This is a genomic window from Dolomitihabitans soli (assembly GCF_022213955.1).
In the GTDB taxonomy this organism is placed as follows: Bacteria; Actinomycetota; Actinomycetes; order Streptosporangiales; family Streptosporangiaceae; genus Streptosporangium_A; species Streptosporangium_A soli.
On record NZ_JAKNTW010000004.1, the window covers coordinates 93,081 to 119,584 of the forward strand.

22 protein-coding genes are annotated in these 26,504 nt (G+C 70.2%); 7 read left to right on the forward strand and 15 right to left on the reverse strand.

The features are described from left to right. Positions 1 to 2: 2 nt before the first annotated feature. Positions 3 to 1,025 (forward strand): LacI family DNA-binding transcriptional regulator, encoded by a 1,023-nt coding sequence (locus MBA17_RS09745; protein WP_238495984.1) that lies wholly within the window; start codon positions 3 to 5, stop codon positions 1,023 to 1,025. Here the strand turns inward: MBA17_RS09745 and MBA17_RS09750 are convergent. The 7 genes from MBA17_RS09750 to MBA17_RS09780 form a co-directional block, all read right to left on the reverse strand. Beyond that, positions 1,008 to 2,057 carry a LacI family DNA-binding transcriptional regulator gene (locus tag MBA17_RS09750; protein WP_238495985.1) on the reverse strand — a complete coding sequence of 350 codons (1,050 nt, stop codon included), beginning with the start codon at positions 2,055 to 2,057 and terminating at the stop codon, positions 1,008 to 1,010. The two genes, MBA17_RS09745 and MBA17_RS09750, sit on opposite strands and share 18 nt — an antisense overlap. A 183-nt stretch (positions 2,058 to 2,240) precedes the next feature. Continuing rightward, positions 2,241 to 3,110, reverse strand: coding sequence for a carotenoid biosynthesis protein (locus MBA17_RS09755; RefSeq protein ID WP_238495987.1), 870 nt, complete (start codon positions 3,108 to 3,110; stop codon positions 2,241 to 2,243). Positions 3,111 to 3,294: 184 nt separating this feature from the next. After that, the gene (locus MBA17_RS09760; protein WP_238495988.1) at positions 3,295 to 4,191 is read right to left on the reverse strand and encodes an RNA polymerase sigma-70 factor; all 897 of its coding nucleotides are present in this window, start codon (positions 4,189 to 4,191) and stop codon (positions 3,295 to 3,297) included. Between the two features lie 227 nt (positions 4,192 to 4,418). Then, positions 4,419 to 5,618: an NAD(P)/FAD-dependent oxidoreductase gene (locus MBA17_RS09765; protein WP_238495989.1), complete on the reverse strand. Its 1,200-nt coding sequence runs from the start codon at positions 5,616 to 5,618 to the stop codon at positions 4,419 to 4,421. Between the two features lie 403 nt (positions 5,619 to 6,021). Next, complete coding sequence (locus tag MBA17_RS09770; RefSeq protein ID WP_238495990.1) at positions 6,022 to 7,185, reverse strand: MAB_1171c family putative transporter; 1,164 nt, start codon at positions 7,183 to 7,185, stop codon at positions 6,022 to 6,024. Between the two features lie 11 nt (positions 7,186 to 7,196). Next, on the reverse strand, positions 7,197 to 7,670 hold the full coding sequence (locus MBA17_RS09775; RefSeq protein ID WP_238495991.1) for a hypothetical protein: 474 nt from the start codon (positions 7,668 to 7,670) through the stop codon (positions 7,197 to 7,199). Positions 7,671 to 7,788: 118 nt separating this feature from the next. After that, positions 7,789 to 8,253: a helix-turn-helix domain-containing protein gene (locus tag MBA17_RS09780; RefSeq protein ID WP_238495992.1), complete on the reverse strand. Its 465-nt coding sequence runs from the start codon at positions 8,251 to 8,253 to the stop codon at positions 7,789 to 7,791. Between the two features lie 141 nt (positions 8,254 to 8,394). Between MBA17_RS09780 and MBA17_RS09785 the strand changes: the two genes are divergently transcribed. Further along, on the forward strand, positions 8,395 to 8,802 hold the full coding sequence (locus MBA17_RS09785) for a hypothetical protein (protein ID WP_238495993.1): 408 nt from the start codon (positions 8,395 to 8,397) through the stop codon (positions 8,800 to 8,802). Positions 8,803 to 9,153: 351 nt separating this feature from the next. Here MBA17_RS09785 and MBA17_RS09790 read toward each other — a convergent pair whose 3' ends face one another. The 4 genes from MBA17_RS09790 to MBA17_RS09805 form a co-directional block, all read right to left on the reverse strand. After that, positions 9,154 to 10,425, reverse strand: coding sequence for an immune inhibitor A (locus tag MBA17_RS09790; protein ID WP_238495994.1), 1,272 nt, complete (start codon positions 10,423 to 10,425; stop codon positions 9,154 to 9,156). Between the two features lie 133 nt (positions 10,426 to 10,558). Then, a complete protein-coding gene (locus MBA17_RS09795; RefSeq protein ID WP_238495995.1) occupies positions 10,559 to 13,801 on the reverse strand; it encodes a discoidin domain-containing protein in 3,243 nt (1,080 codons plus the stop codon). Beyond that, positions 13,798 to 15,183 carry a glycoside hydrolase family 43 protein gene (locus MBA17_RS09800; RefSeq protein ID WP_238495996.1) on the reverse strand — a complete coding sequence of 462 codons (1,386 nt, stop codon included), beginning with the start codon at positions 15,181 to 15,183 and terminating at the stop codon, positions 13,798 to 13,800. The genes MBA17_RS09795 and MBA17_RS09800 overlap by 4 nt, the downstream gene beginning before the upstream one ends. A 392-nt stretch (positions 15,184 to 15,575) precedes the next feature. Then, complete coding sequence (locus MBA17_RS09805) at positions 15,576 to 17,501, reverse strand: Ig domain-containing protein (RefSeq protein ID WP_238495997.1); 1,926 nt, start codon at positions 17,499 to 17,501, stop codon at positions 15,576 to 15,578. 472 nt (positions 17,502 to 17,973) lie between these two features. Between MBA17_RS09805 and MBA17_RS09810 the strand changes: the two genes are divergently transcribed. After that, positions 17,974 to 19,026 carry a DUF418 domain-containing protein gene (locus MBA17_RS09810; RefSeq protein WP_238495998.1) on the forward strand — a complete coding sequence of 351 codons (1,053 nt, stop codon included), beginning with the start codon at positions 17,974 to 17,976 and terminating at the stop codon, positions 19,024 to 19,026. 201 nt (positions 19,027 to 19,227) lie between these two features. On the opposite strand, the gene MBA17_RS09815 is transcribed toward MBA17_RS09810, so the two are convergent. Both MBA17_RS09815 and MBA17_RS09820 read right to left on the reverse strand, forming a co-directional pair. Then, positions 19,228 to 20,166 carry an aminoglycoside phosphotransferase family protein gene (locus tag MBA17_RS09815; protein ID WP_238496000.1) on the reverse strand — a complete coding sequence of 313 codons (939 nt, stop codon included), beginning with the start codon at positions 20,164 to 20,166 and terminating at the stop codon, positions 19,228 to 19,230. Positions 20,167 to 20,351: 185 nt separating this feature from the next. After that, positions 20,352 to 21,332 (reverse strand): NAD(P)-dependent oxidoreductase, encoded by a 981-nt coding sequence (locus MBA17_RS09820; RefSeq protein WP_238496001.1) that lies wholly within the window; start codon positions 21,330 to 21,332, stop codon positions 20,352 to 20,354. A gap of 102 nt (positions 21,333 to 21,434) precedes the next feature. On the opposite strand from MBA17_RS09820, the gene MBA17_RS09825 reads away from it, so the two are divergent. Next, the gene (locus MBA17_RS09825; RefSeq protein ID WP_238496002.1) at positions 21,435 to 21,800 is read left to right on the forward strand and encodes a MerR family transcriptional regulator; all 366 of its coding nucleotides are present in this window, start codon (positions 21,435 to 21,437) and stop codon (positions 21,798 to 21,800) included. A gap of 355 nt (positions 21,801 to 22,155) precedes the next feature. On the opposite strand, the gene MBA17_RS09830 is transcribed toward MBA17_RS09825, so the two are convergent. Beyond that, positions 22,156 to 23,295 (reverse strand): epoxide hydrolase family protein, encoded by a 1,140-nt coding sequence (locus MBA17_RS09830; protein WP_238496003.1) that lies wholly within the window; start codon positions 23,293 to 23,295, stop codon positions 22,156 to 22,158. A 378-nt stretch (positions 23,296 to 23,673) separates the two neighbouring features. On the opposite strand from MBA17_RS09830, the gene MBA17_RS09835 reads away from it, so the two are divergent. The 3 genes from MBA17_RS09835 to MBA17_RS09845 all read left to right on the forward strand — a co-directional run bounded on the left by MBA17_RS09835 (position 23,674) and on the right by MBA17_RS09845 (position 25,554). Further along, the gene (locus tag MBA17_RS09835) at positions 23,674 to 23,904 is read left to right on the forward strand and encodes a hypothetical protein (protein ID WP_238496004.1); all 231 of its coding nucleotides are present in this window, start codon (positions 23,674 to 23,676) and stop codon (positions 23,902 to 23,904) included. 2 nt (positions 23,905 to 23,906) lie between these two features. Then, on the forward strand, positions 23,907 to 24,389 hold the full coding sequence (locus MBA17_RS09840) for a Clp protease N-terminal domain-containing protein (protein WP_238496005.1): 483 nt from the start codon (positions 23,907 to 23,909) through the stop codon (positions 24,387 to 24,389). A gap of 121 nt (positions 24,390 to 24,510) precedes the next feature. Further along, a complete protein-coding gene (locus tag MBA17_RS09845; RefSeq protein WP_238496006.1) occupies positions 24,511 to 25,554 on the forward strand; it encodes a tyrosine-type recombinase/integrase in 1,044 nt (347 codons plus the stop codon). 45 nt (positions 25,555 to 25,599) lie between these two features. Here the strand turns inward: MBA17_RS09845 and erm are convergent, their stop codons facing one another. Then, positions 25,600 to 26,325 (reverse strand): ErmE/ErmH/ErmO/ErmR family 23S rRNA (adenine(2058)-N(6))-methyltransferase, encoded by a 726-nt coding sequence (gene erm / locus MBA17_RS09850; RefSeq protein WP_455432738.1) that lies wholly within the window; start codon positions 26,323 to 26,325, stop codon positions 25,600 to 25,602. Positions 26,326 to 26,504: the final 179 nt, after the last annotated feature.

A 26,504-nucleotide genomic window follows, 5' to 3' on the forward strand; every position in this document is an offset into this window, starting at 1 on the left:
ATATGGCCGGCAGGCGATCGCGTGCGGTGACCATCAGCGACGTGGCCGCCCTGGCCGGCGTGTCGATCGCCACCGCGTCCAAGGCGATCAACGGCAAGGACAACGTGCGGGCCGAGACCCGGCGCCGGGTGCTCGCGGCCGCCGAGGAGCTCGCCTTCCAGCCCAACGCGCTGGCCCAGGGCCTGCTGTCCGGCCAGACCCGCACCGTAGGGCTGCTCACCAGCGACAGCGTGGGCAGGTTCGGCATCCCCGTGCTGCTGGGAGCGGAGGACGCGTTCGGCGCGGGCGAGATGGCCGTGATGCTCTGCGACGCGCGCGGCGACGCGATCCGCGAGCAGCACTACGTGCGGACCCTGCTGGGAAGGCGGGTCGACGGCCTCATAGTGGTCGGCGAGAGCACGAACACCCGCCCCTCGATCAGCCGGAACCTGCCGATCCCCGTGGTGTACGCCTACGGCGCCTCGGAGGACCCCGGCGACGTGTCCTTCGTCCCCGACGACGTGGCCGGCGCCGGGCTCGCCGTCCGCCACCTGCTCGCGATGGGCCGCCGCCGGATCGCGCACATCACCGGGCCCATCGACTACAAGGCCGCGCAGGACAGGGCGGAGGGCCTGCGGCTCGCGCTGGCCGGCGCCGGTCTCTCCCAGGCGGGCGAGACCCTGTCCGGCGCCTGGTCGCAGCGGTGGGGGCGGCACGCCGCGGAGATGCTGCTGATGGCCGACCCGGAGGTCGACGCGGTCTTCTGCGGCAGCGACCAGATCGCCGCCGGGTTCGTCGAGGCGGCCAGGGAGCGGGGCCGCCGGGTGCCCGACGACATCGCGGTCGTGGGCTACGACAACTGGGAGGTGCTCTCCACCGAGACCCGTCCCGCGCTGACCACGGTCGACATGAACCTGGAGACGCTCGGCCGGACCGCCGCACAGCACCTGTTCGCCGCCATCGACGGCAGGGCCACGCCCGGAGTGCACCGCCTGCCGTGCCGCCTGGTCATCCGCGACTCCTCCGCGTCACGGGGTCCCGCCTGACGCGGCGGCCGGGTCGGCGGGGTTCCCGCGGGTGGACTCGCGCGGTATGAGGCGGCACGGGACGGTGAGCACTCCGCTCGCCCGCGGCGCGCCGCCGATGGCCTGGAGCAGGTGCCCGGCGGCGACCCGCCCGATCTCGCCGAGGTTCATGTCGACCGTGGTGAGCGGCGGCCGGCAGCCCATCGCCAGCGGCTCCCAGTTGTCGAAGCCCACCAGCGCCACATCGTCGGGGATCCGCCTGCCGCGTTCCCGCAGGGTCTCGGAGACCCCGCGGGCGATCTGGTCGCTGCCGCAGAAGATCGCGTCGACGCCCGGTTGCGCCCTCAGCAGGATGTCCGCGCCCTGGCGGCCCCACTCCTCGCTCCACTCGCCGAACAGCACCTCCCCCGCGGCCGGCAGCCCCGCGTCCGCCAGCGCGCCCGCCGCGCCCTCCGCCCGCCGCCTGGCCGCCTCGAAACGCCGCGGGCCGGTGACGTGACCGATGCGGGTGCGCCCGGTGGCCAGCAGGTGCCGTACGGCCAGCGCGCCCCCGCCGAGGTCGTCGGGGATGACGGAGAAGTCGGACTCGTCGGTCGACTGGGTCATGGCGTAGACGACGGGCACGGGCAGGCCGGTGCCGATGCCGGGCCTCGGCTCGGTGCGGCGGCCGGTGACGATGATCCCCTCGACGCGGCGGGCCAGCAGCCGCTCGACGTGGTGCTGCTCGCGGATGGGGTCATCACGGGTGTCGCACATGAAGACGGAGATCTGGCCCGCGCCCAGCGCGTCCTCCACGCCGAGCATGACGGGGATGCTGAACCGGCCGAAGCTGTCGCACGTGACCAGGCCCACGGTGTAGGTGCGCCCGGCCAGGAGGCCCTGCGCCAGCGTGTTGGGCCGGAATCCGAGCCGCTCGGCCGCGGACATGACCCGTGCCCGCGTCTCCTCCCGTAGCTTGCCCCGCCCGTTGAGCGCCTTGGAGGCCGTGCCGATGGACACCCCGGCGGCGGCGGCCACCTCGCGGATCGTGACGGCTCGCGCCTGCTCAGACAACCCGTTCCTTCCCCGTGGGTCCCGGCGAGCGGTGCGGGCCGGCCCGGGTCGCCCCCGCCGTCCCGCCGTCGCGGTCCTGCCTCCCGCCCATGCTAGTCCAGCGAGAAAACCTATTCCCCAGGTGGCCGGAGCCGTACGCGCACAGGGTCTGGCGGGACATCCGGGAGCTGCGGCCGACCCGACCTACTGCCTTGAGAGGGTGTCACGACTGGGGATCGCGTTACCGGTGGTGTCGTGGCGTGCCAACTTGACCAAGGCGAGGAACGCCACGAAGACCACGGTGAACAGGTTGATGGTCATCATCGTCTCGTTGAGCGCGTGCGCGTTCCAGACTGTTCCGGTCGCATCCGTGATGTCCTCGCCCGAGGCGGCCGCGAAATAGGGAATGGTGCTGAGCCCGAGCCCTGCGTAGACGAGAACCGACTGCAGCGACGGTTCGAGCCCGGTGCTTCGCACAGGTGCCTGGCGGCGGGCCAGGTAAAGGGCGAAGACCTGGAAGAACAGGTAGGTGACCAGCCACCAGCCGAGGTAGTTGGTGTAGGGGACGCCGAACACGCCGCCACTCCGCTCCCAGATCCACAAGTGGTTGACAGTCGAGGCGATCGAGTCGCTGCCGAGGTCGAACATCGTCATGATGGCCGCTGCGGTCATGGGCAGGGCGACTACGTTGACGCGGTGCCCGGTGCCCGCCCGCCAGGAAAGCCGGGTGTCCGCCTCGTCGAGCAGGACGTTGGCCACCTGCCAGCACAGGTAGCCCAAGCCGAAGTAGACGGGGCCGATGAAGATCGGCACATCGATCAGCTTCGGGCTACCGGTGTAGTGATAGTGGCCGAAGGGGAAGCCCGTGGAAATGCTGAGATTCTCGAAGAAGTTGCTCACCACGAAGGTCACGGCGAAGAAGAGCAGCAGCGCCTTCGCACCGTAGCGACGCACGCCGTACATGATCGCCAGCGGAATCGACAGCAGCAGAACGACCATGTAGGGAGCCGACCCTGAAAGCGGTGCTATCAGGGCCACCGCGAGCGCGGCAACCGTCAGTACCCAGGTGATCACTCTCCAACCGTCGAGCCCCGACCGGCGCGGTAGCCCGCCGTGGGTGCCGGTGGCAGTGGTGTCCGAGCCTGTCCTGACGGCACCGAGGGGCGCGGGTCGGCCTTTCCGTTCGTGGGCGGAGTCGGTAGTGGTCATCGCGGAACTCCATAGTTGGGTGAGTCCCCCGGCGGAGACGGGGGGACGGTCAGCGGGAGGTGAGGGGGGTTTCGGACTCAACGCGGGTGAGTTTTTCGGGGTTGCGGACGTAGTAGAGGCCGGTGACGCGGGCGTTCTCCACGCGCAGGGCCAGAACGCCGTCGATCACGCCGTCCAGACGCAGGATGAGTCCGGGGTTGCCGTTGACCGTCATGGGCTCGCTGGTGAAGGTGCCGCCGGCCTTGTCGACACTGCCGGCCATGTAACTGAGCACCTTGTCGGCGCCGACGACCGGCCGCAGGGCCGCCAGCCTGAGGCCGCCGCCGTCGCTGACGAAGACAACGTCCGGGGCGAGTACGTCGAGCAGCCCCTGCAGGTCCCCGGTCACGAGCGCGGTCTGGAACGAATCCAACGCTGCCCGGGCTTCTTCCGGGGAAGCCGGTGTGCGCGGACGGCGGGCGTCGACGTGCCGGCGGGCGCGGTAGGCGAGCTGGCGTACGGCGGCGGGGCTCCTGCCGATTGCGGCCGCGATGTCGTCGTGGCCGATGTCGAAGACCTCGCGCAGCACGAAGACGGCGCGTTCGGTCGGTGAGAGGGTTTCGAGGATGAACATGAGCGCCAGCGACAGGTTCTCCGACAGCTCGACGTCCTCGGCCACGTCCGGCGCGGTGAGCAGGGGCTCGGGCAGCCAGGGGCCGACGTATGCCTCCTTGCGCCGTTTGAGGGTGCGCAGCCGGTTGAGTGCTTGCCGGGTCGTGATCCGCACCAGGTAGGCGCGCTGGTCCTGTACGTGCGCCAGGTCGACCTTGACCCACCGTAGCCAGGCCTCCTGGAGGACGTCCTCGGCGTCCGCCGCCGAGCCGAGCATCTCGTAGGCGACGGTGAACAGCAGGTCGCGGTGGGCGACGAAGGCCTCGGTCGCGGGGTCGGTGAGGTGGTCGTTCATGTCGTGCTCTTCACTCTCTCGCGGTCGGCCCCACATGCCGGAAGCAGGCCGTGGATATGTACCCGGTCCGAACACTGCTCTGGCCATGTGAGGTGGGCGGGCTGGTGGGCATGGCGCCCCGGCGCCCGGCCGCGGCATACGAGGCCGCGGCGTTGTGTGCTTGTCACTCCGGCTCGGTCCTTCTCGGACCGGACCGATCGGTCCGGCCGTAGAAGGGGACTTGGCGGCTAGGCCGCGCCTCGGGTGTTGGGCGGCGTCGTGCGATGTTCCGGCTGAGGCGTTTCCCGGCGAGCGGTGCTGTCGCCGTGGGATGCGCGGGAACTGGCCTTACGTGCCCCGGACGCCAACTGATCGAGGGGGAACCGGCAGGCGAACTCCTTGACCTTGGCACCGAGCCGCCCGCTGATGTGGAGCGCGTTCACCCTGTCGTCCAGGTAGGAGAACTGGGTGACGCCCGCGTTCCGACCGAGGCTGATGCACTGCCCGGCGAACATCAACCGGACGGGAGCGGGTGTTTTCCCCGCGATCCGGCGCAGGATTGTGGCCGCGGCCCCCGCACCCAGTTGCACGGCGGCCTGGCAGCTCATCCGGAATGGCCGGTCCGTCATCGCCGCCGCGTCCCCGGCAGCGACGATGCGCACGTCGTCCACACTGGTCAGCGTCGCGTCGGTGCGCAGGCGGCCTTCGGTGTCGGTGCGCAGCCCGCTGCGGGCGGCCAGGTCCGGGACCCGGAATCCCGCGGTCCAGATCGTCACCGCGCTGGGCAGTTCGCGGCCGTCGTCGAGCTGTACGGCGTCGCGTGTCACTTCCGTCACCCGCGCGCGGGGACCTTCAAGGACGGTCACACCCAGCTCGGCGAGCCGGCGGGCGACCGGGTGGCGGCCCCGGGCATGCAGGTAGGGGCCGAGCACGTTGCCGCAGACCAGGGTGACATTGCGGCCCAGTTCCGCCAGCTCGGCGGCGGTCTCTATGCCGGTCGGGCCGGCTCCGACCACGGTCACCGGAGCCGTCGCGGGCGTCGCGGCCAGCGCCGACCGCAGTCGTTCCGCCCTCTCGAGGTCCGACAGCGAATGAGCGAACTCTGCCGCTCCGGGCACGCCGGGATCGGCGGCGCCGCTGCCCACCGCGTAGATGAGGTAGTCGTATGAGACCGTGCCGCCGCTCGCCAGCGACACCCGGCGCTCGGCAGCGTCGATCCGGGTCGCGGCGTCGACCACCAGCCGGACGTTCCCGCCCAGAACCTCGCCGAAGCCCTCGACCGCGTCATCGGAGCCGGTCACGAGCTGGTGCAGGCGGATCCGCTCGACGAAGCCGGGACGTCGATTGACCAGGGTCACCGACACGCCATCGCGCCGAGCCAGGCGATTGGCCGCCATCACGCCCCCGTACCCGCCGCCGACCACGACTACCTCGACGTTCCCGTTCATCATGTCTCCCTCGTGTTATGGACTCGGGATTAAGACACCAGCCGCGCATCCGGTGTAACGGCCCGCGGATGAGACGTAGCGCACATCGGACGAGGCGGGAGCGCCGCCCTTTCCCCGCGAGTGGGCGTAACGCGGCCCTGACGAGGTCGGGCACGGGCCGGGAAGCCTCGCGGAAGCAGGCGAGCGGAGCCCAGCCCGCGGGCGCGTGGTCGAGACGGTCCGTGTTTTCGCAGGCCGGAATGCTTGGTATCTACCGTTATGTCGGCCCAGGAGCCTCCGCCGGGCCAGGCCGAGCCTGTTCCGGTCATGCCTCAACGCGTGTCCGGCGGCCGCTGCCGCCAACTGTCGGACAGAAGGACCCCGCCATCATGCTCCGAAGGTCACCGGCAGGTCGAAGCCGTTCTCACCTGGCAGGTGATATGACCGAGTGCCTGCGCATCGCGCGTGCGATCCTGGCCAGCCACTGGACCTGAGCTGCGGCGTCCGTGTGCTCTTGCGGCTCGACGAAACTCCGGATCGCGACAGGGTCGTCCACCGGCGGCCGGCCCGCGCGTTTGCGGGCGATGGCGAGCGTGAGCATCTTGGCGGCGATGACGGCCTCCGGGTCGCGCCTTCCTTCGGCGTGCCGGCGTACCTTCTGCTCGGTGCGCGCGGACATCCACGGGCTGAGCAGGACGTAGCCATCCAGGATCTCAACGGCCAGCCGGATGCGCCGTAGCCCGGGTTGGACCGGGCGGGGCCGCAGCGCGATCTGCGGCACCACGTCGTACACGATCTGCCAGAGCGGTCTGAGACGGCGGCAGTCGCGGCGTGCGAGGAGGCTGTCGAGCAGGCGGTCCACGCCGATCCTCGGTCCCCAGGCGGGCACGGTGCCGCCGATGAGCACCGCCAGGATCGCGACGACGTACAGCATGAGAACGACCTGGTCGAGCACGACGGTGGACGTTCCCGCGCTCGCGGCGATCATCGCCGCCAGTTTGGCCGCGATGTAGGCCAGACCGACGAGTACGCCCCCAGCGATCAGCCGGGTGCCGACGGCCAGGAGCGGGCGGGCAACGATCCGGGCATAGCGGGTGGCGGCGACCGCGAGGTGCACCATCCACCAGCCGAGGCAGATCAGGTAGAGAACGGAGTGCGGGGCCTCTGCCGGTGTGGGGGTCGCAGTGTAGTACGCGGTGCTGCGCACGTACTGATCGGCGAGGTCGTACGGCGCCGGCGTCAGCGGGAACAAGGCCATGACGGCGGCGACGGAGGCCGCCGATAGCGTCAGGTCGCGGCGAACCTGCCGGAGCGCGGGCTCATCCTGCGCGGTGAGAAGGATGAACAGTGCGTGCCCCGCCGCGCCTGCGATCAGCGTGAGACAGTTTCCCAGGGCCCGGCTCAGGCCGAGGACTCCCAGCGTCCGGTCGAGTTCCGGGGCGATCGCCTGAACGGTCAACGCCAGCGTGATCGCCGTCTGGGTGAGGCACATGTAGCCCAGGGGCAGATTGTCCGGCTGGCGCGTCAGATGCACGATCTTGATCGCGGTCATCGCCCAGCAGGCGAGCGCCACGGCGAGCTGTGCCATCTGAAGCGGCGTCACAGCCGGCCTGCGCTGCCTTCCAGCGTCTCGATCAGCCGGGCGAGCTGCTCGGGCGTGGCCGGCCGGCTCCAGGACAACGATGACCAGGTCTGCGTGCGCTGCACCGTCACCGTGCCGAACAACTCCGCCCGCAGCTCGGCCGGCTCGGCGTAGCCGTTGCGCTGCTGGATCTTCCGTACTGTCGAGTGGTCCATCTCCGGGCTCAGCATCGCCAGGAGTTCGCGGACGTCCGTGGCGGCCGTGTCGTCGTCGAAGAGTATGTGGCCGAGTTCGTGGGCGATGATCTGGTGCTGCCGGATCGGTCCGGCGGAGCTGTCGAAGAAGACGTAGTCGGCGTGGTCGCCGGCGATCCAGAGCCCGTGTGGAGCGGACACCGGGAGTTCCCGGGCGATGAGGTGGATCGAGCGGTCGCGGCGTTCCTCGACCCGCTGGCACAGTTCGGGGATCGTGAAGGTTCTCGGTAAGCCCATCGAGTCGAGCAGCGCCTCAGACTGACGGCATAACGCGCCGATCTGCCGACGCCCTCGAACAGCGAACATGAGCTCCCCCGACGCCACACCATCAGTTTTGACCGAAGATCGCGACCGGTCAAGCCTGGCCCGGGCCCCGATCACGCTTGCGGGGCCGCTTCGGCGCGACCGATTCCTCCAACTGGCGCACCTGATCGATCATGGCGGTGATCGCGTCGAGGGCGGCAGGAGACAGATCGGCCTCCATGGCGCGCATGGCCAGGCGCTTGATCCCCGGATCGTTCAGCGCTTGCACCAGCCTCAGCTGCGCCTCGGCGGCGGCGGCGTGCTCTTCGTCGACATCCTCATCGACGAAGTAGCTGGGACGCACCTCGAAGAAGCGCGCCAGGGCTTGGATCGTCTCCACCGACGGGTTGTCCCGGACGCCCTTGCGGAGGTAGCCGATGTAGCTGGCCGAGATGTCCGTCGCGGCGGCGACCTCGCTGTTGGTGTACTCCCTGTGCGTGTCTCGCGGCTGGACCGTCTCGAAGAGAAGGTTCAGCTTGTCGGCGAAGCTCTTTCGGCCGTTTGCTGGCGACGCCATCCGCCCATTCATCCTTGCTTCACTATTGTGAATCATTAACAAACTTGCTGCACAATGGTTGACCGCTGTGTGTTGACGTGATTGCGTCCCTTGTAGTGCGCGCACAACTATAGTGCAGCGCTGGATCCAGGAGGTCGCTTCATGGCACGCCGCACCAGAATGGCCCTGGCAGGGCTCTCCCTCGCCGGCCTCGGACTCCTCACCCCCATGGGCAGCGCCACCGCTGCGACGACACCTCCTTCGCCGGACCAGGTCAAGAGCGTGACGAGCACGGAGCGGTCTGCGTTAGCGGCCCCCGCTTGCTGGACCACGGTCTCGCAGCCGGGCGGCAACGGCACGACGATCACCGTGCAGTACCGCAACTGCGCGAGCACCCCCGCGACAGTCACCGTGATCAGCTACGCCGTCGCCTTCGACGGCACCTACACCTACACCGGCCGATGCCAAACCGTCCCAGGGGGTGGAAGTTTTTACGGGGAGTGGGTGACCTCCCCGTCCCGGTTCCCGCCCGTTGACACGACCGGGTGGGGCGTCACCAACTGCATCTGACCACGAACCAAGTGGGGGTGGCATCGCCGATGCCACCCCCACTCGCGGTCGGTGGCCATCCTGTGGCACCTACTTGGGGCTGGGGAGGCACTCGGGAGCAGAGGGCCTTGATGTGGTGGGTGGAATGGAACGATCGTCATTGAGACCTGCGGCAGGGACACGAACTGGGTGCAGGAGAAGGTCTTTTCGTGAATCACACGAGTGCTGCGCTGAACTCGTCGGAGTGGCGGCTCGCCGCGGCTATAGGAGGTCCAGGCCGAAACGGGCGCCCCGTGGCCGGGGCGCCCGTTTCAGATGATGCCGGGGGTCGGGCGGGGTCACCGCCGGGGGCGGGGCGGTGACCCCGGGATCTCAGAGGCCGTAACGACTCTTCAGGTGCCGCCACCAGTCGCGCAGCATCCAGGCGTCGAAGTCGGTGATCTGGGACGCGCTGCCGGCCTTCATGAGGAACCCGCCGACGCCGGTGGGGGTCCAGTCGTAGAAGTCGTCCAGGCCGAAGCTGTGCCCGATCTCATGGAGCAGGATGTGGATGTTGTCGGCGTTGATGGAGTTCACGAAGTATTCGCTGCCGAGGCGCTGCCCCCAGTCGCCGCCGGCTCCGCCGCCCATCCCGGCGGTGAGCCACAGCGACATGTCGTAGTGGCGCGCCACTCCGCCGGGGCAGTTGGGGTAGTTGCCGTTCTGGTTGAAGAACCGGCCGCATCGCTCGGCGCACTGCGGCGCGTTCTCCCGGATGTCGTTGACGTAGACGTCGACGGAGTTGTCGCTCCACTGCAGCGTGGCCCGGTCGCGCACGGCCCAGCCGACCACCTTGAGCGGCACGTTCTGGTACGGCCAGCCGTTGTGGCCCGCCATGACGTCCATCCACTTCTTGAACTGGCGGGTCAGGGCGGTGTGGATCTGGTCGCGCAGCGCGGCCGACACGGGTGCGTTGGAGTCCCAGCGGACGCAGTAGTTGATGCTGCCGCGGTTGGCCATCACCTGGTCCCAGCCGTAGTTGCGGAAGCCGTACAGGTTGGGGTAGGTGCTCTCGACGTGCTGCCACACCTGGTTCAGCGGGGTGGTCAGGTTGGCGGGCGGGTTCCAGCCGCTCTGCTGCCCGCCCTGGCCGAGGGCCTTGACCTCCAGCAGGCCGACGGAGCCCTGGCCGCTCTCCAGCAGGACGCGGAGCCGGGTGGTGGTCACCGCGGGGAAGGTGACCGTGTTGTAGGCGTTGAGCGCCCGCGGGTAGGTGCCGGGGATGTCGGTGTAGGCGCTGCCGTTCCACTGCTGCAGTTTCCAGGAGGCGGGGACGCGCACGCCGCCGCCGTCGTCGAAGAAGTAGATCTCCGCCGAGGTGAGGGTCTGCGCCTGCGGCCAGGTCAGCAGCGCCCACTGCTGGCCGGTGTTGGGCCAGGTGCCCCAGCGGGGGTTCTGGGCGTCGTTGGAGGACGGCGGGTCGATGCCGTCGTTGAGCGCGGCGACGCTCTCCCAGGCCGAGGTGTAGGACGCGGTCGCGGTCGCGGTGCGGGCCAGGTTGGTGTCTCCCGGCGCCGCCAGCGCCTGCGAGGTGGGCGAGAAGATCAGGCTGAGGAGCAGCAGCGGGGCGATCGCCGCCCACCGCAGTCTCGTTCGTCGTCTCATTCGGAGGTCTCCAAGGGGGTTCGGGCGGCCGTGAGGGCCGCGGGTGAGGTGGGGGTGCTCCCCCGGGACGCCTCGGACGGGGGTGTCTCCGAGGCGTCCTGTTAGCGCTAACATTCAGCTGCGGGGCCGGTGCTCAGGGGCCGTACGCCCGGACCTCCAGGAGCCCGACCGAAGCGGTCCCGGTGGCGGTGAGCGCCACCCGCAGCCGGGTGGTGCTCACGCCGGTGAACGTGACCGTGTTGAACTGGTTCTTCGCCACCGGGTACGAGCTCGCGCCGGGCACGTCGGCGTAGGCGCTGCCGTTCCAGTACTGCAGCTTCCAGGAGGCGGGCATGTCGATGCCCTCCTCGTCGTCGAAGAAGTACACCTCGGCCTTGTTCAGGCTCCGCGCCGAGGACCAGGTCAGCTCGGCCCACTGCTGGCCGGTCTCCGGCCAGCAGCCCCAGCGCGGGTTCACGGTGTCGTTGGAGGACGGCGGCGCGATGCCGTCGTTGAGCGCGGCGACGCTCTCCCAGGCCGAGGTGTAGGACGCCGAAGGGGTCGCCGACAACGCCAGGTTGGCCGGCGGCTGCACCCCGCCCCGGTTGTAGATCTTGACCTCGGTGAGACCGGTCCTGGCTCCGGAGGCGCCGGTGGCCAGCACCCGGACCCGCTGCGCGTTGATCGCGGGGAACCGCACCACGTTGAGGTTCGCCTGCGGCGAGGACGGGTTCTTGGCCTGCCCGGGCACGTTCACCCAGGCGCTGCCGTCGTACTGCTGGATGGTGTACGACGAGGGCGCACGGTAGGTGGCGCTGGCCGGGCGGCTGTCCTTGAAGTGCAGGCGCACCTCGTCGAGCGTCCGGGCGGTGCCGAAGTTCACCTCGTACCAGTCCTGACCGGCGGTGGCGGTGCCGCCCCAGAACGGTTCGTTGGTCGGGAAACCGTCGACCGCGCTCGCGAGCGTGGAGCCGGAGGCGGTGGTGGAGGCCGACGTGGTCGCACCCGCGGCGAGGTTGGTCAGGTCGGCCGTCAGGTCGACGCCGGCCTTCGCGAGCATGTCCACCATCCGGGGGCTGTTCTGCACCACCTGGGCCGGGGACTTCAGCCCCGCGACGGCGGTGTTGTGGGTGACGGTGCCGCCGGTGGTGACCGCGCCGGTGGCCGGATCCCAGGTGAACGGCACCAGCGTGGAGACGGTCGCGGCCCGGCTGCCGTTGACGTAGATGGAGTAGCCCTGGGGCACGCCCGGGTAGCGCGTGATCCCGTCGGCCGGGTCGTCCCAGACGATGGTCAGGTCGGCGCCGCGGTAGCGCAGGTTGTTGACGGTGAAGTGGGTCCAGCCGATGTTGATCGGCGAGAGTTCGACCTTGGCGTCGTTGCGGGGGCGCAGCCCGGCGACGTCCTCGATGACGGTCCAGTTGCCGCTGCCCAGGATGTTGTGGTGGATCCAGGAGCGGTAGGCGATCGACGAGCCGTTCCAGTCGGCCCAGAACTCGTTGGCGTCGGGCCACTGGGTGTTGCCGCCGACGTACTGCGCCCAGGCGTTCCAGTACAGCAGCTTCTTGTAGTCGGTCGCGTTCATCCAGGAGTTGGGGTAGTTGCGCAGCACCGAGGAGTAGAGCCGGAACTGCACGGTGGAGTTGATGGTGGAGAAGTTGTTCGAGCCGGGGTTCCCCGCCGCCGCCGCGGCGGCCTTGTCCACCTGGTTGGCCGTGTAGAAGGGGAAGATCGGGTACTGCGCCGGGTCGGTGAACAGGCGCAGCGCCTCCCGGTAGGTGGCGGTGTTGGGGACGGCGCCGACCGCGAACGGGTAGTAGTTGTTGATCTCCTTCCAGGGCACCCACTCGTTGGTCGACTTCAGCCGGTGCTCGAAGAGCCGCCGGTTGGGGTTCCACAGCACGCCGACGATGGCGTTCTGGATCTGGGTGGCGAGGGTGCGCATCTCGGTGGCCTTGGCCGTGTTGCCGATCGCCTCGTACGCCTGGGCGGCGGCGAGCGCGCCGCTGTACTGGTAGGCCGACTCGGCGCGGTCCATGTTGCCGTTCTTCCAGTGGAAGGAGACGGCGTCGGCGTCGTTGCCGGTCAGGGCGCCCCAGTCGTACTCGATGAGTTTGTTGCCGTCGTGGTCGTAGTGGGCGAGCTGGCCCTTGACGTCCTGTTCGGCGTAGCGGGCCAGGTTGGCGGCGATGCCCGGCTGGCCGCCGTGGATCTGGTAGCTCTTCCAGGCCGCCTCGCCGATGTACTGCGTGTAGCTGTTGGACCAGTTCTCCGGGTCGCCGGGGTTGTCGAGGAACCGGCCGTTCTTGGAGGTCTGGCCGACGCTGAGCCAGTCGCCGTAGGCGTAGGTCGGGTCGCGCAGATACTTGAGGTCGTCGATGTGCATGGGCTGGGTGAGGGCGATGGCGTTGTTGTAGCCCAGCACCCCCTCGGTGGAGGTCGGGAACTGGAAGGTCTGCCCGGGGATGTCGGCGTCGAGGTGGTTGAACCGCATCAGCCACCAGCGGTAGTAGATGTTCTTCTTGATCGCGGGCTCGGGCACGTCGATGTAGGGGACGTTCTGCGCCCACCACAGGTTGTAGGCCCGCACGTGGGTCGCGAACGCGGTCGCGTTCGAGTAGCCCGCGTAGGCGTTGTAGTCCGTCAGCGACTGCGGGATCTCGTTCGTGACGAAGCCCATCACGACCTTGGCCGTCACGGTCGCTCCGGCGGCGACGGTCACCGACCGGTTGAGGCCGCCGGAGGAGACGGTGAAGCCGTCGCCGGTGAGCCGCGGGTAGATCGTGGTCAGGTTGTTGTAGGCGTTGACCTGCCCGGTCAGCTGGCTGCCGCTGCCGGAGGTCGCGTACGGCGAGGTCGCCCGCAGTTGCAGCGTCGTGGCGGCGGAGCCGTTGTTGGTGATCGACAGGTTGGTCACCGCGACGTTGTTGTCGGTGATGAACTTCGTCTGGCCGACCGTGACCGAGCCGCTGGTGTGCACGCTCCGCCAGTGGCTGGGCGCCTGCCAGCGGGAGTTCACCTGCTCGGTGAAGGTGCCCGGGGTGATCGCGACGGTGTAGGCGCTGGCGTTGCTGATGCTCTCCCAGTACGCCACCTGCCCGCCGAAGCCGAGCGTGCCGGGCGTGTGGGTCTTCATGAACAGCGCCCGGCCCCTGGACATGAGCCAGCTGCCGGCCGGGTCGTTGCCGGGGCGGGCCAGCAGCCGGTCCATCCAGAAGTCGGTGCCCGAACTCTCGGCGTCGTAGATGGACCGCATCATGTCGCCCGTGGTGTAGGACCCGGGCGCGGCGGGGATCGCGGGGCCGCCGAAGGCGGGGAATCCGATCGTCTGGTCGGCATGGGCCGGTACCGCGAGGCCCATGAGGACCAGCAGCACTGCGAGCACGACGCGCCTCATGAGAGGGCCCTCCATTCAAGGACGCCGGTGGAATAGCCGGGTTTGGAGGTGATGCTCAGCCGCAGCCTGGTCGTGCTGACCGGGGTGAAGGAGGTGAGGTTGAAGGTGTTCGCCGCCACGCCGCAGGCCGACTGCCCGGGCACGTTGACGTAGGCGCTGCCGTTCCAGTACTGGACCTGGCAGGAGGCGGGCAGGTCGATGCCGAGGTTGTCGTCGAACCAGTAGGTCTCGATCTTGCCGATGTTCTGCGCCGAGGGCCACCGGTACTCGATCCACTCGGTGCCCTGGTGGTCCCAGTTGCCGTAGGCGCCGTTGCCGTGGTCGGCCGAGCTCGCCGGGGTGTGGCCGTCCTTGACGGCGCCGAGGGTCTCCCAGGGTGAGACGTAGGAGGTGGACGGCGTGGCGCTGAGCGCCAGGTTGGCCGGACCGGCGGGGCCGGTGGTCTGCACGACCTTCTGCATGGTCCCGTCGGCGTTCCAGTAGAGCTTGTCCATCGTCACCGAGCGCCGGAAGTTGCCGCCGCCCGGGGACGCGGCGTTGTGGTAGACCATGTACCACTGGCCCTTGAACTCGATGATCGACGGGTGGTTGGTGGTCGAGGAGACCTGGTCCATCACCACGCCGCGGTGCGTCCAGGGGCCGAGCGGGTTGCTCGCGGTGGCGTAGCGGATGCACGCGTAGCCGGGCGCCGAGCAGGCCGAGTCGTTGGCGGCGTAGGCCAGGTAGTAGGTGCCGTTGCGTTTGAACATCCAGGGCGCCTCCCAGAAGTTCGACACGCCGCTCGGGGTGATCACCGACCCGTTGATCGAGGTCATGTCCGGGTTGAGCCGGGCGGCGCGCAGGCCGTAGTAGGAGCCCCAGTACATGTAGACCTGGCCGTCGTCGTCGGTGAAGACCGTGGGGTCGATGTTGAGCGGGGAGGAGTTCGGGGTGCTGTCGCTGATCAGCGGGCCGCCCTTGGCGTCGGTGAACGGGCCGAGCGGGTTGTCGGCGACCGCGACGCCGATGTCCATCCAGCCCGCGCCGTTGCCGTTGACCGAGGCGTACCAGTAGTACTTGCCGCCGCGGGGTTCGACCTCCGCCGCCCAGGCGTCCGCGCCCGCCCAGGAGAACGCCTGCACGGAGAGCTTGGCGCCCCGGTCGGTGAAGGTCGTCGCGTCCGTCGAGGTGAACGCGTGCCAGTCGCGCATGACGAAGTTGGTGCCGCCGGTGGGCGCCTCGTCGTGGCCGGTGTAGAGGTGGAGGGTGTCCCCGACGACCAGCGCGGCGGGGTCGGCGGTGTAGATGGCGGTGGTGATCGGCGCCGCGGCGGGCGCGGGCCCGGCCGTGGCCGCAACGAGCAGGAGGGCGCCGGCGAGGGCGGTCACCCATCGTCGTCTCATGGGGGTGCTCCTTGTTCGGTTACCTGGTGCCTGCAGGCGCCGGTGTGACGCCCGCCGTGATCGTCTCCTTCGTGAGTTGAATAGCGACTGAAACTTATATAAAAGGTTTTCGGTACCTGGGCGCAACATGGACCGGCCAGTGAATGTGGGGCGGTGACCCTGCCAGGTCTGGCCTTCCATGGCCATCCGGGCGATGTTCTGCGGAAACACCCGAGCGAGCGCTCGGGTGCAGATCCGGTTATGTGGGAAAGGTTTTCCGCGATCGTGAGTCTTTCATCCGGACGGCGGCGCAACCCGGCTCACCGGATCGCGCCGCCGTCCGTGACATGGCGGACGGCGGCGGCGCGCCCGGAATGCCCGCGCAGGGAGCCCGGCGGGCCCCGCCCGGTCGCTCAGGAGCCGTACGCCTTGACTTCCAGCAGTCCGACGGAGCCCTGGCCGCTCTGCAGCACGACCCGGAGCCGGGTCGTGTTCACCTGCGCGAACGTCACCCTGTTGTACCGGCCGAGCGCCACCGGGTAGGTGCCGGGGAGATCGGCGTACGCGCTGCCGTTCCAGTACTGGAGCCGCCACGAGGCGGGGACGCGCACCCCCTGCCCGTCGTCGAAGATGTAGACGTCGGCGGAGCCGATCGTCTGCGCCGACGGCCAGGTCAGCTCGGCCCACTGGGCGCCGGTCTGCGGCCAGGTCCCCCACCGCGGGTTGACGGTGTCGTTCGAGGACGGCGGGTCGATGCCGTCGTTCAGCGCCGCGACGCTCTCCCACGGCGAGGTGTACGAGGCCGAGGGGGTCGCGGCGGATGCCAGGTTCGGCGGTGCGCCGCCGCCGACGTTGAGCTGGAAGGTCCTGGTCACCGGGGTGCTCAGGCTGTCGTAGTCACGCAACTGGACGGTGAAGGAGTAGGTTCCGGGGGCGGCGGTCGTGGTCCCGCTGAGCGTGCCGGTGAACCTGTCGAGGCTGAGCCCCGCCGGCAGGGCGCCACCCGTGATGCGCCAGTCGTAGAAGGGGACGCCGCCTTCGGCCGTCAGCGTCTGCTGGTAGGCCTGGCCCGGGTTGGCGGCCGGCAGGGCGGTGGTGAGGATCGCGGGCTTGAGGAACGGGGTGAGGTCGCGGTTCACCTTCCAGCCCGCGTTCTCCGCGACCAGCAGGGCGAGCTTGGTCAGCATCCACCTGCGGGTGGGGAACAGGTGGTTCCATCCGCCGCTCTGCCCGCTGAGGCGGTCCCAGTTCGGCTGGTCGCCCGGGATGTGGTAGCTGCCGTCCAGTGGCACGGCGCGGCCCTGGTAGGCGATGACGTCCTGATCGTTCGCCCCGTTCGTGGCGACGTAGTTCCGCATCCCGGCCCAGTCGCTGTGGAAGGCGACGGCATGGCCGTACTCGTGCATGACCAGGCCGTGGACGTCCAGCACCGAGCCCTGGATCTCGGTCTTGTACCAGTCCTCGTCGGCGAGGGAGGTGAAGATCCGCTTTCCCGCCTCGTCGTACTCGAAGATCATCGCGGTGGAGCGGTGGAGCGGGCCCGGCACCTGCTGGCCGCTCCTGGTGTGGTACTTGCCGTTGGCCGCGGGATAGCCGGTGGAGTACGGGGTCTGGATCCCGCGGAAGTACACCCACATGCCGTTGTAGGCGGCGTTGTTGGTGACGTTCACGGTGTTCTGCCAGTCGTTGCCGGGGAGATGGTTGTTCTCGGCCCCGGCGGCCACGGTGTCGAACGGCGCCCCTTCGAAGAACCTGAACCAGTCCTTGACGGCCTCCTCCGAGGCGGTCCGGAACGCCGGGTCGGAGAAGTATCCGGTGATGTTGTCGTAGCGGTAGTCGAAGGTGATCGGGATCGTGGGCTCGATCGCGGTCTTCTGATCCTGCTGGACCCGGATCGGCAGGGTCTGCTCGTAGACGGCGTTGTCCGCCGGCCTGACGGTGAGTCTCAGCGTGTGCTGCTCGTCGGCGCCGGGGCCCCGCTTGGAGTGGATCGCCAGTTTGAAGGTCTTCTGGTCGGAGGCGCCGGTGAAGGTCAGGCGCTTGGTCGCGCCGGTCGCGGTGAGCTGGCTGGGCAGGTCCATCATCAGCCGGGAGGTGCCCTCGGCCTTGAGGTCGATCGTGACCGGGAACGGCACGTCCTGCGGCGGCCGCACGGTCAGCTCGACGTAGGGATTGGCGAGGTACCCCTCCCAGTCGACCAGCTTGACGCCGTAACCGTTGACGGTCCTGCCGAACATGTCGACGACCTGGGCGGCGGGCGCCGCCTGCGCGGCCGGCGCGCCGACCGGGACGACGGCGAGGGCGGTGAGGAGGGCTAAGGGGATGACCGTCCGTTTCATGGCTGTGACCTCTTCATGGCTGTGACCTCGGATCTCGATGCCCCGCGGAGGGGGGTGGCGCTGGGAGAAACGGGCGACGGCCGTCCCGCACCAGGGCCACTGCGGGGTACGGCAGGGCCACATGACTGGCTGGGACTCGCCCGTGGGGCTTCTCAAAGCTAGGAATAGGTTTTCCTTATGCGCAAGTTAGAACTCGCCACGTACGGCGTCAAGGCCGAACCGGAACGGTAGACACAGGTCATCAACGCGTGGGGCGGCACGCATGCGGTGGCCGTAAGGAAAAGGGTTGTCCAGCTCACGACCGGAGACCGGCGCGCTGCTGGAGGACCCGACGCCGGCCGTCACCTTGAGCCGGCCCGGCGTCCAGGCCGGGAAAGAGGGATCCACCGGCCTGGTACCGGCCGAAAGTACTGTCCCGTTCCCTGCTTTCCGCCGATGTGGGGGCGGGCCGGAGTCCGCAGGATGAGGTCCCATGTCACATGAAACGCTCCCCCCGGCGCCGCGAGCCGCGGGGCTGGGGCGACCCACGACGACTTCCGCCGGCCGGCCGCGTGTCGCCGCGCTCGACGTGCTGCGCGGGTTCGCCCTGTGTGGAATCCTGCTCGCCAACATCAAGCCGATCTCCTACCTGGGCGGCACCGTGCCGGTCACCGGGGCTGCAGCGGCCGGTCAGGACGGCGCCTGGCTGGGGCTGCTCGTCGACCAGCGTTTCTTCCCGATCTTCTCCCTCCTGTTCGGCGTCGGGTTCTCGCTGCTGCTGGACTCCGCGAGCCGCCACGTCCCGCGCCCGCGGATGCTCCTGCTGCGCCGGCTCCTCATCCTGCTCGCCCTGGGCCTGGCTCACATGTTCCTGCTGTGGCGGGGCGACATCCTGACCATCTACGCCGTCGTCGGCCTGGTGGTGCTGCTGCCCTCGACCTGGTTGCCGCGCCGGGTCGTCGCGGTGCTCGCCGCCGTCCTCATCGCGACGCCGCTGATCCTCGGCAGCAACGGCGTGCCACTGGTCCCCGGGCTGTTCCTGCTGGGCTCGGCGCTGACCCGGTACGGCGTGATCGACCGGATGGAGCGTTCCGTCCGCGTTCCGGCCGCACTGGTCCTGGTCTTCGCGGCGGGGGCGGTGCCCGCCCTGTGGCTGCAGATCGGGACACAGCCTGGCGAGGCGGCCTTCAGCGTCTGGTTCGCCCTCGCGGGATTGCTGGTCGCGGGCGTCTACGTGTGCGCCCTGCTGCTCCTGCTCAAGACGCCGCTCCGGCCGGCGCTGCAGAAGGTCTTCGCGCCGCTGGGCCGGATGGCGCTGACCAACTACCTGTCCGCCACGATCCTCGTCCTGGTCGCCGCCCGCGTCATCGGCGGCTCGCCGGAGGGCTGGTCATCGGCGACGGTGCTCCTGATCGCGGGAGCCGTCCTCGTCCCCCAGTGGCTGGTGTCCACGCTCTGGCTGCGCCGCTACCGCCAGGGCCCGCTGGAATGGCTCTGGCGCTGGGCCACCTGGGCCCGCCGCCCGCCCCTGCGCCGCGCCCCCTGACCGCCGCGGCCCCGGCCTCTCTCCTGACGGCGGTCCGGCTCACCCCTCCGGGCGGGGGCGTGACGTGACGAACCCGGCACGCTCGCTCGCGAACTGGCGGCCGTCCGGATGCGCGTCCTCGGTGCGCAGGAGCCGGTCAAGCGTCTGGACGACCGGTTCCTGCGCACCGGTGGCCGGCGGCATCACCGGTGGCCGGGTCGGCTACGGCGTGGACGTCCTGCGGCGGAGCAGGGTGATGCCGAGGGCGACCTGGGCCGGTTCCAGCGTGGCCTTGCCGTCCTCGATGTCCCACAACGCGTTCTGCAGGATGCGGCCGAGTGTCCAGCCGGTCGCCCGCTGCCGGTCCAGGCCGAGCACCTCGGTCAGCTGGTCGAAGCGGCGGAGCACCGTGCGTGTCACGTCACCGGTCGCCACCACCGCCTCCTCCCAGCGGCTGTCCAGCGCCGGCCACAGGTCGAATCCGGGGTCGCCGGCCAGCGGTTCGGGGTCGATGGCCAGCCATGGTTCCCGTTGCCCGGCGAGGATGTTGTCGTAGTGCAGATCCCAGTGCAGGAGGCGGTCGCCGGGTTCGCCGATCAGTTCGGCCACGGCGGACGCGCAGGTGCGCACCAGCCGGCGCTCGGCCGGATCGCGCAACGCCGGTACGGCGTGTGGCGCCTGGTCGAGCATGGCGGCGGCGATGTCGGCCAGGTGCCGCAGGCCCTGTGGGGCGGGCACCGCGACCAGGCGCGCCATCAGCTCGGCGAGGATCTGCATGGCGGCGGCGTCATCCGCCATCGACGACAGCGGCCGGGCCGCGTCCAGCCGTTCCAGCATCATGGTGCCGGTGTCCGGGTCGTGGTCGAGAAGGTGCACCACGCCGTTGCCGTCCCACGCCCGCAGACCGAGCGCGGCGCCGGCGTTGTCATCCCTGACCTGCTGGAACTTCAGCACTGCGGGCGTGTCATCCGCGCGGGTCACCGGGAGCACGAGCGAGGCCATGCCATGTCGTGCGGGACCGTCCGGCCGCAGGGTCCAGCGGTCCAGGAAGTCCGCGGCCAGCCCCGGCAGCCCGGCGATCCAGGCACGGCCGGACGCGTCGTCCTCGCCGTATGACGCGGCGAACGCGTCGGGGACTTCGATGGGGATCGACGTGCTCATAGCGGGATATCTCCTTCGTGGGTTCCGGGTTCGCTCGGGGTACGAAGGAGATCACGGGGGTGCCCGGCTTCCGGGCAGGCGTCAAAGCATGCCTTCATGCTAGCCGAGCACGATCACGTTCCGCGTTCGCAGAAACGACTCGTTCACGGGAGCACGCATCACCCTCGGAAGCGGCCGGTATCTCCTTACGGCACCCGGTCTCCGGCGCTCGGTGCCTGGCCGACTGCCGTACGGCCGGTGTCCTGGGCCGGCGGACGTCCGCCCGCGCGGTCGCGACCGAGGAACTCGGCGAGGCGGGTCGGGGAGTCGGCTCCGTGGCCGGCTGACACCGCGGCATCGACGACCTCCTTGGCCGCTCGGGTGACGGCCGAGGGGACCTCGGCCTCCTCAAGCGCGTGGACGATGTGGTCCAGGCTCGCGGCGATCGAGGTCAGCGAGGACGACGCCTCCCCCGAGAAGCCGCCGGCGTCGATCTCGCTTGCGAGCCCGGGAAGCAGGTCGGCGACAAGCTGCGCCATCTGCTGGGCGTGCGGCGCCAGCGCGGTGGCCGGTACGTGCTGCCGCGCCGCGAGAGCGAAGGAGTGCATCAAACCGGTGATCGAGCTCCAGAACAGGTTCAGCAGGGCGACGTCGAAGCTCGCCGCCCTCCCCGGGTCGGCGCCGAGATGGACCGCCGTACCGCCCAGTGCCGCCAGCGTCTCGCGGTGCCGGCCGAAGAGATCGGCCGGTCCGCTGTAGAGGATGCGGGTCGCCTCAGTGCCGATGGCCGCCGCCGGAGTCATGATCGAGCCGTCGAGATAGGCCACGCCGAGCCGCTCCGCCCGGGTGGCCAGCTCGCGGGTACGCCGCGGTCCTTCGGAGGTGAGGTTCACCAGCGTGGTGGCCGGCAGCCCGTGCCGGCCTGATTCGGTGAGTGCCCGGTCGAGGATGACGTCGACGGCGTCCGCGTCGATGACGCAGACGATGGCGACGTCACTCGCACCGAGCGCGGCCAGCGGGCCGTCCGCCCAGGTCGCGCCGCCGGCGATCAGCTCGCCGGCTTTGCCCGCGGTCCGATTCCACACCGTGGTCGGGTGCCCGGCGGCAAGGAACGCCGCGGCCAAGGCGCGTCCCATCGGCCCCAGACCGATCACCGTCACCGGCGGTGGCGAGGTCTCCTGACCCATTGTCGTGTTCTCCCGTCGTTCGGGGGACGTCGGCGTCCCGGCCGTGCCCGTACGCTAGAGGTTGACGTTGACGTGAAGGTCAAGCTCGGGAGGGGGCGAGGCGTGCAGATCGGTGCGCTCGCGGACCGCGCCGGGGTGAGCACCCGCGCGTTGCGTTACTACGAGGAGAAGGGCCTGCTGCGTCCCGAACGGACCGCCGCCGGTTACCGCGTCTACACCGATGAGCACGCCGAGACGGTCCGCCGTGTCCGGATCCTGCTCGCGGCAGGTCTCAACACCGACATGGTCAGAGAGATCCTGCCCTGCATGGTCGATGACGGCGAGTTCCTCGCGCCCGGATGCGACGACCTCGTCGCCGAATTCGAGCGGGAACGACAGCGCATCGACGACCAGATCGCCGAACTCCATGATGTGCGCGCCGCCCTCACGGGAATCATCGGCGCCGGCAGGTCCTCCTCGGCGAGTTGACCTTGCGGCGCTCCTCCGCCACCTTGGCGGCCGCTCGATCAGCGCAAGCGCGTGCCCGGCCTGGCCGCGCCGATCGAGCGGCGTAGGCAGCGCTCGGATGCCACCAGGGTCATCGGGCATGGCCGGCCCGTCCGGCAACACCCCCCCACCACGGCCTCGGCCCGCTCCGGCGCGCCACGTCCTGGCCGAAGACCTCGGCCCGGCTCCGGCCGCAGCGATCCCGCCGCCATCGGCTGAGGGCCGACCGGGCCGAAGAACGATCCGCTCGGCACCTCCAGGTCGATGTGGCCGACCGCGACTTCGTGGTCGGACGTCTCGGCCGGGCCGGTGCGGCGAAGCGCGGGAGTTCCGGGCCTCACCGCACCGCGCGGAAGAAGGCCCGGATGTCCTCGACGAACAGTTCGGGCGCCTCCATGGCGGCGAAGTGGCCGCCCCGGTCGAATTCCGACCAGTGCACGACCTTGTGCTCGCGTTCGGCGATCCGCCGGACGCCCGGGTCGCCGGGGAAGACGGCGACGCCGTGCGGCACCGCCGAGTACTCGGCGGCGGCGCCCCATGCCCTCTGCGTCTCCTTGTACAGGCGGGCCGAGGATGCGGCGGTCCCGGTGAACCAGTAGATGCTGATGTCGGTGAGCAGCTGGTCGAGGTCCACCGCGTCTTCGGGCAGTTCCCGCGCCGGGTCGGTCCACTCCTTGAACTTCTCGGCGATCCACGCCAGCTGCCCGGCGGGCGAGTCGTGCAGGCCGAACGCCAGGGTCTGCGGCCGGGTCGCCTGGATCACCGCGTACCCTGCGCGGTCCTGGTCCTGGTACTGGCCGAGTCGGGCGAGCTCGGCCTCGGTGAGCCCCTCGAACTCGGCCGGGTCGCCGGTGGGGAAGCCGAGGCCGCCGTTGACGTGGACGCCCACGACGTGCGCGGTGTCGGCGCGGCCGAGCATCGGTGAGATGACCGCGCCGCTGTCACCGCCCTGCGCGCCGTAGCGGTGGTAGCCGAGGCGACGCATCAGCTCGGCCCACGCCCCGGCGACCCGGTTCAGGTCCCAGCCGGGCTCGGTGGTCGGCCCGGAGAAACCGAATCCCGGGATCGACGGGACGACGACGTCGAAGGCGTCGGCCGACTCGCCGCCGTGCGCGACCGGGTCGGTGAGCGGCCCGATGACCTTCATGAACTCCGCGACCGAGCCGGGCCAGCCATGCGTGATGATCAGCGGGAGTGCGTCCGGCTCGGGCGAGCGGACGTGCAGGAAGTGGATGTTCTGCCCGTCGATACGGGTCGTGAACTGCGGGAACGCGTTCAACCGTGCCTCGGCGGCGCGCCAGTCGAACCCGGTGCGCCAGTACTCGGCCAGCTGCTGCGCGTACCCGACCGGGACGCCGTAGGACCAGTCGGCCCCGGGCAGTTCGTCCGGCCAGCGGGTTGTGACGAGCCGGTCGCGCAGGTCGTCAAGCTGCGCCTGCGGGACATCGATGCGAAAAGGTGTGATCTCGGAACTCATGCCCCCATCCTTCTGCGCACGCGTTTCCGCGGGCAGTGCCCCGCGCACCGGCCTGACGTGCAGATTGCAGGATCCGGTAGTCGAGCCGGGACGAAGAAGGGGGCCTCAACGCCACGCGTGGCGGATCTTCGACCGTCCTGACGCCATGGTCGCTGGGCCGGGGAGGTCCGCCGCGGCGGGCTCACCGAGCCGGAGTGGACGGCGCGGAGCCTCCCGCGCGTCCAGCAGCTAACCGGCGAGCGGGGAGTACCCGATCTCGTGATGCAGGCGCGCCAGCCGCGACGACCAGTTCCGGTACGGCGGGAGCGCGTCCTCGACCGCGTCGCCGCGGCCCTCCCGAGTTGACCTGGCCCGAATTAGTCAACTAAGGTTGCTTGCATGTCCGGTGCCGAGAATCCCGTTCCCCAGGAACCCGCCGACGCGCTGGCGGCTGTGGCGGCGTTGCGGCGCCTGGCCGACCGGATCGAGGACGCCGCCGTCGAGCAGGCCATGCGGGCGGGCTGGAGCTGGCCGCAGGTCGCCGAGGCGCTCGGGGTGACGCGCCAGGCGGTCCACAAGAAGCACGCCAAGCGGCTCATCGCCGCCGGTGTCACCCTGAGGAGGCGCTGACCGTGACCGCGATCGACGAGTACATCAACACGATCATCGGCCAGGGGGCACACGAGGCCCACACCGACGGATCGGCGACGATCGAGGCGCACCATCTCCTGCTGGCGATCGCCGCCGGGCGGGAGACCGCCACCCACCAGGCCCTGACCTCGGCCGGGCTCGACCATCAGGCGATCCGCGACGCGCTGGACCGGGAGTTCGAGCACAGCCTGAACGCGGCCGGCGTGCCCCTCACCACCTTCGACCTCCCGAAACCGAGCAGCGCCGCGACACCTCCGTCGCAACTCGGGGCCTCGGCCAAACTCGCGCTCGAACGAGGCTTCGCCTCCGTCTCCAGAAAGAAGGACCTGCGGCCGGCGCACCTGCTGCTCGGCATCCTGCAGGCGCAGATCGGCACCGTCCCGCGCACCCTCACCCTGGCAGGCGTCGACCAGGCCGATCTGACGGCGCGCGTGCAGCGGACCCTCACCGGCGAGGACGGGTAGAACAGCGGACGCGGCGAAAGCCGAAGCCCGTCTCCCCAGGCGTCAGCGCTCCGCATCGCCGGCGGAATGTCGGTGGCGGAAGGTAGGTTCGTGATGATCGAGAAAGGACTCCCCTGAGATCATGCGGCCTGCGGAGCTGAATCGCCTCACCGTGGTGGAGGCGGCCGACCGTTACGTGGAGCTGGTGCGCGCGAAGACCGTGACGGGCGCGTTGTCCCCGGCCACGGCAGAGGTGTACGCGCGGGATGTGGCGACGTTCGTCCGGCTGACGGGCGAGGAGCGGGTCCTGGACGACCTCGACGGGGCGGACGTCGACGCGGTGCTGCTGGCGTTCGCCCGCAAACCCGACGGGCGGCGCGCGGAGCCGTCCCCGGGGTCGCAGAGCGCGTCGTCCCAGGCACGGTTCAGGCGTTCGGTGTCGGCGCTGTTCAAGTACGCGACGCTGACCGGGTGGGTGCAGATCAACCCGATGGCCGCCGCGACGGTGACGGCCAGGGAGCGCGGCGGGCTGCGGCAGGAGCGGCGGGCGCTGACCCGGGAGCAGGCGCAGGGCCTGATCGGCGCGGCGCGGACCGTGAACGACGACGACGGCGAGACGGGCGGGGCGGGGCGGCGCGATCAGCGGACGGGGCTGCGTGACGGGCTGATCGTCCTGCTGCTGTCGACGATGGGGCCGCGCGTCTCCGAGCTGGTCCGGGCGAACGTGGAGGACTTCTACACCAACGACGGGGTGCGCTACTGGCGGATCTTCGGCAAGGGCGGCAAGACGCGTGACGTGCCGTTGCCGGGTGACGTGGCGCGGGTCCTGGAGGTGTACCTCGCGCAGGGCCGGCATCCGCCGGGCGGCGGGCAGGAGAAGGCGCTGCTGCTGTCGTGGCGGGGCAGGCGGCTGGCCCGGGGCGACGTGCAGGCGGTGATCGAGCGGGTCCAGCGGCGGATGGATCCGGGGCAGCGCCGCGCGGTGACGCCGCACGGGCTGCGGCACACGACGGCGACGCACCTGCTGGCCGACGCCGTCGACATGGACGCGGTGCGGCGGGTGCTGGGACACAGCGACCTGGCGACCCTGGGCCGGTACCGCGACGAGCTGCCCGGTGAGCTGGAGGTGGCGATGCGCGCCCACCCGCTGCTCCCCCGCCCCGCGGGCCGTCCCGCCGACGGGTAGCGCCTGATGCCGCGCGAAGGGGCGGGCGCCCCTTCGCGCGGGTGATCAGTGGAGGTGGCCGAACAGGGTGATCCACTGGTCGGGGTGGACGTAGGCGACGACGGTGCCGGGATCGAGATCGGCCTTGACGAAGGCGATGTCGACCTCGGCGGCCGGGTGCCGGAGGCTCAGGGAGGCGTGCAGTGTGCCGCCGAGCCCGCCGAAGCCGAGTTCGACGAAATCCTGGTAGCCGCCCATGGCCTCGGGTGGGAGGAGGTCGGCGGTTCTGCGCCGGATGCGCAGGATCGCGGAGTCGACCTGGGGGACGGGACGGAACATGGTGCGGTCGATACGGCCGTGCAGGTGCCAGGTGTGGCGCGGCCAGCCCGCGACGGTGAGCCTGCTCCACCGGCCGAAGTCGCCGGTGCGTTTGCGGGCGTACTCCAGCTGGGTGACGAGGGTGGCCGAGGTGAGGTTCCTGGCTTTCAGGCACCAGCCGACGATGGCCGAGGTCGCCGAGTAGGGGATGTTCCCCACGACGGTGAACGGCTCGCCGGGCGCCTTGGCGGCGGTGAAGTCTCCTCTGATGACCTTGATGCGGTCGTCGCCGCGGGTCCGGGAGGAGAGTTTCCCCGCCAGGAGGGGGTCGATCTCGTAGGCGATCACCTTTCTGCAGTGGCCGGCCAGGGCCGTGGTCAGGGTGCCCTCCCCCGCGCCGGGCTCCAGGACGAGGTCCCCGGGCGCCGGTGCTGCGGCGGTGACGACACGGCCGATCTCGTGGGGATCGGTCAGGAAGTTCTGGGAGAGGGTACGCCTGGCCTCGTCACGGGCGGTACGTCCGCCGCCGCCGTTCCTGGCCTGCTTCTGGGTGTGCGAGTAGTTTCCGTGTGCGAATGAACGCGCCACAGCGGTCTGCCCCTTCGGGTCCGAGAGATGGATCGGGTCTCGGAGGCCCTGGGCGCACGCGTGGG